This is a genomic window from Nocardia sp. NPDC004722 (assembly GCF_053601505.1).
Map to the genome: position 1 here is coordinate 1 of NZ_JBSGBY010000862.1, position 2,701 is coordinate 2,701.

Genomic DNA, 2,701 nt, shown 5'->3' on the forward strand with positions numbered 1-2,701 from the left:
CGAACTGCTTGGTCTCGGGATCGGCGCCCTTGGCCTCGACCCGGCCTCCGACCAGACCATGGCCAGGGACCGTACGAAACCGATGATGGCGTGTTTGCTCGCCGAATAGGCCGGATCGAAGGGCGTGGGCGCGACTCCGGCGAGGCTGGAGGTGACCACGATCGACCCGCCGCCGGAACCGACCAGGGCCGGGAGCGCGGCGCGAATGCCGAACAGGGTGCCGTCCACATTGATCGCCATGACCCGGCGGTATCGCTCGAGGTCGAAATCCGCGCCCGCGCCGCCCGCCCCGCCCGCGCCCGCATTGAGGTGCACGACGGTGAGGCGGCCGAATTCGGCCAGCGCGACCTCGACCGCGGCCCGATTGTCGTCCTCGCGGGAGACATCGGTGACGACGAAGGTCGCGCCGGTCTCGGCCGCCACGGCCAGGCCCGCGTCCTCGTCGAGATCCGCGATCACCACCTTCGCCCCGGCGGCGGCGTAGCGGCGGGCCACCGCCGCGCCGATGCCGTTCGCGCCGCCGGTCACCAGGACGACATCGTCGTTCGCCACAGCCCCGTCGTTCACCACAGCCCCGTCGCTCATCACGGCTCCAATCCGGCTTCGGCGGCGACCTTGGCGCGGGTGCGCGAATTGCGCACGGCCCGAAGGCTGGACACCTCCAGCACCACGAACACCACGATGTACTGCACGCCGTTGATCAACGGCACCTGATCGACGGGCAGCGTGTAGGCGAGCACCACGCGCACCACCGCGTCCGCGATCAGCCCGACACCCCAGATGAGGGAGGCCAGCCGCACCGCGCGGCGGAAGGTGGCCGAGCGCGCCCAGCTGATCTCGAGGCGCTCGCGCACGGCACCGGTCGTCATCGCCCGCGCCATCTGGAGATAGAACGGTGTCCGCAGCAGCGTCGCGCACAGTCCGAGCCCGATGACGCCGGTCACCCAGCCGTCCTTGGCGAGCACGAACCGGGGGCTGCCGGTGAGGAACGAGACCGCCACGCTGATCACCAGCACGCCGATCGTGAACAACGCCAGCGCATCCACGCGCCGCCGGGTCACGACGGTCCACGCGGTGTAGGCGGTCGGCGGGAGGACGCCGAGCGTGACGGCCGCCCACTGGTCGACGCCGCCCGCCCGCAACCCGTAGAAGAGAGCGATCGGGGCGACCACATTGATGGCGAGATTGGCGAGCGCGGCCCGCCTCGGATCCGGTACCGCCTCCGCTGTCGGGGCGGGCACCGCGGTCGAGGTGTGCATGACATTCCTCCGAGAATTCCGAAAACTGCTGGTAGCAACGAAATTACGAGACTCGGGCTTGCGGCGACATCCGCGTGGCACCCCGATGGGGTAGGGCTGGCCCCACCCCTGACCCGGGGATTGAGGGCACTGCGACACGAATCCCGGTAGGCCAGACTGGAACCGACGAGGAGGTGGGAGTGTCGCGGCTGTACACCGGAATCCGGGCGATCGGGCGCGGGCTGGCATGGTGCGCGCTCGCGCCGGTGCAACTGGCGGCCTTCCTCGCGCAGGCGGTCGCCATCGTCGCCGCCTGCGTCGGCCTCATCTTCCTGTTCCCGCCGATCGTCGAACGGGTGCGGGCCTTGGCGGCGCTGGCACGGCGGCTGTCGGCGACATGGTCCGCGGTGCAGATCGATTCGCCCTACCGAGCCGTACCGGAGGTGGCCGTGGCCGGCCCGGACGACCGATTCCGCGCCCCCGACGGCACCGTCTATCCCACCCGGCGCACCGCCGTGTTCGGGACCCGCTCACGGTGGGTGTGGACCGATCCCGCGACCTGGCGGGACCTGCTGTGGATGCTCACCGACCCGTTCGTGGGCGGCACGCTCGCCGCGTTCCCGGCCTTTATGATCGGGGCTGGGCTGGCCTTGCTGTGGTGGCGGCCGTGGTCGTGGCTCGCGGCACTGGGTGTGGTGAGCATCGTGCTGGGCTGGGTGATCGCGCCGACCATGGTGGTGCTGCACGGCTATTGGACGCGGCTGCTGCTGGCACCGGCCTCGGCGGCCGCGCTCGCGCGCGGGACGCGATGGCGGCGGCGTTTCGGCGCGGGCGTGCTGGCGGTGTTCCGCTGCCTGGCGCTGAGCGTACTGTCGCTGGCGGCCGCGCCGGTGCTGGCGGTCTGCCTCGTGGCGGTGGTGGGCACCGGTCCGGTGGTGGCGATGTGGGTGCTGGCGTGGGCGCGATGGCTGCCGAATCTGTTCCGGCGCTTGGGCACCGACTGGTCGGGTGCGGAGCTGCCGCTCCCCTATCTGTCGGGTCCGCGGCTCTCTGTCGTGGACCGGGAGGCGCGCGACCCGCGGGCGAGCTGGTGGGCCGGGTTCGCCGGTCAGGCCCGCGCCATGTGGTTCGATCCGGCGACGTGGCGGGATCTGACGTGGCTGGTGTGTCAGCCGGTGGCCGGGCTGCCGCTGCTGATCCCGGCGGCGCTCATCGGCTACGGCATCTGGGGGCTGGTGCTGCCGGTGCTGGAATCGCCACTGGGCGAGACGGTTTCACCGTGGTACGGGGAATTCGCGGGATCGAGCTGGGCCGCGGTGCTGGCCGGGCCGCTGCTGGTGGCGCTCGGGCTGCTGCTCGCGCCGGGACTGCTGACGCGGCACGGCCGGTGGCTGCGCGTCCTACTGCGGCCGACCGACCGGTCGCGTCTGGTGGTGGAGCGGGCGGCCTTGGCGGCCCGGGTC

General features: G+C 71.9%; 3 protein-coding genes. 1 reads left to right on the top strand and 2 read right to left on the bottom strand.

The genetic code is table 11. The features are described from left to right. Both ACWELQ_RS43135 and ACWELQ_RS43140 read right to left on the bottom strand, forming a co-directional pair. Nucleotides 1–585, bottom strand: a 585-nt coding sequence (locus tag ACWELQ_RS43135) for an SDR family NAD(P)-dependent oxidoreductase (RefSeq protein ID WP_452402754.1), incomplete at its 3' end; no start/stop codon positions are given. Then, nucleotides 585–1,259, bottom strand: a complete 675-nt coding sequence (locus tag ACWELQ_RS43140) for a VC0807 family protein (protein WP_452402755.1) — start codon at nucleotides 1,257–1,259, stop codon at nucleotides 585–587. The genes ACWELQ_RS43135 and ACWELQ_RS43140, both read right to left, overlap by 1 nt. 179 nt (nucleotides 1,260–1,438) lie before the next feature. Here ACWELQ_RS43140 and ACWELQ_RS43145 point away from each other — a divergent pair. Further along, nucleotides 1,439–2,701, top strand: a 1,263-nt coding sequence (locus tag ACWELQ_RS43145; protein WP_452402756.1) for a sensor domain-containing protein, incomplete at its 3' end; no start/stop codon positions are given.

What these genes read in the sequence shown, in the direction of transcription:
- ACWELQ_RS43140 (WP_452402755.1), bottom strand. Translation starts at nt 1,259, where the DNA reads ATGCACACCTCGACCGCGGTGCCCGCCCCGACAGCGGAGGCGGTACCG.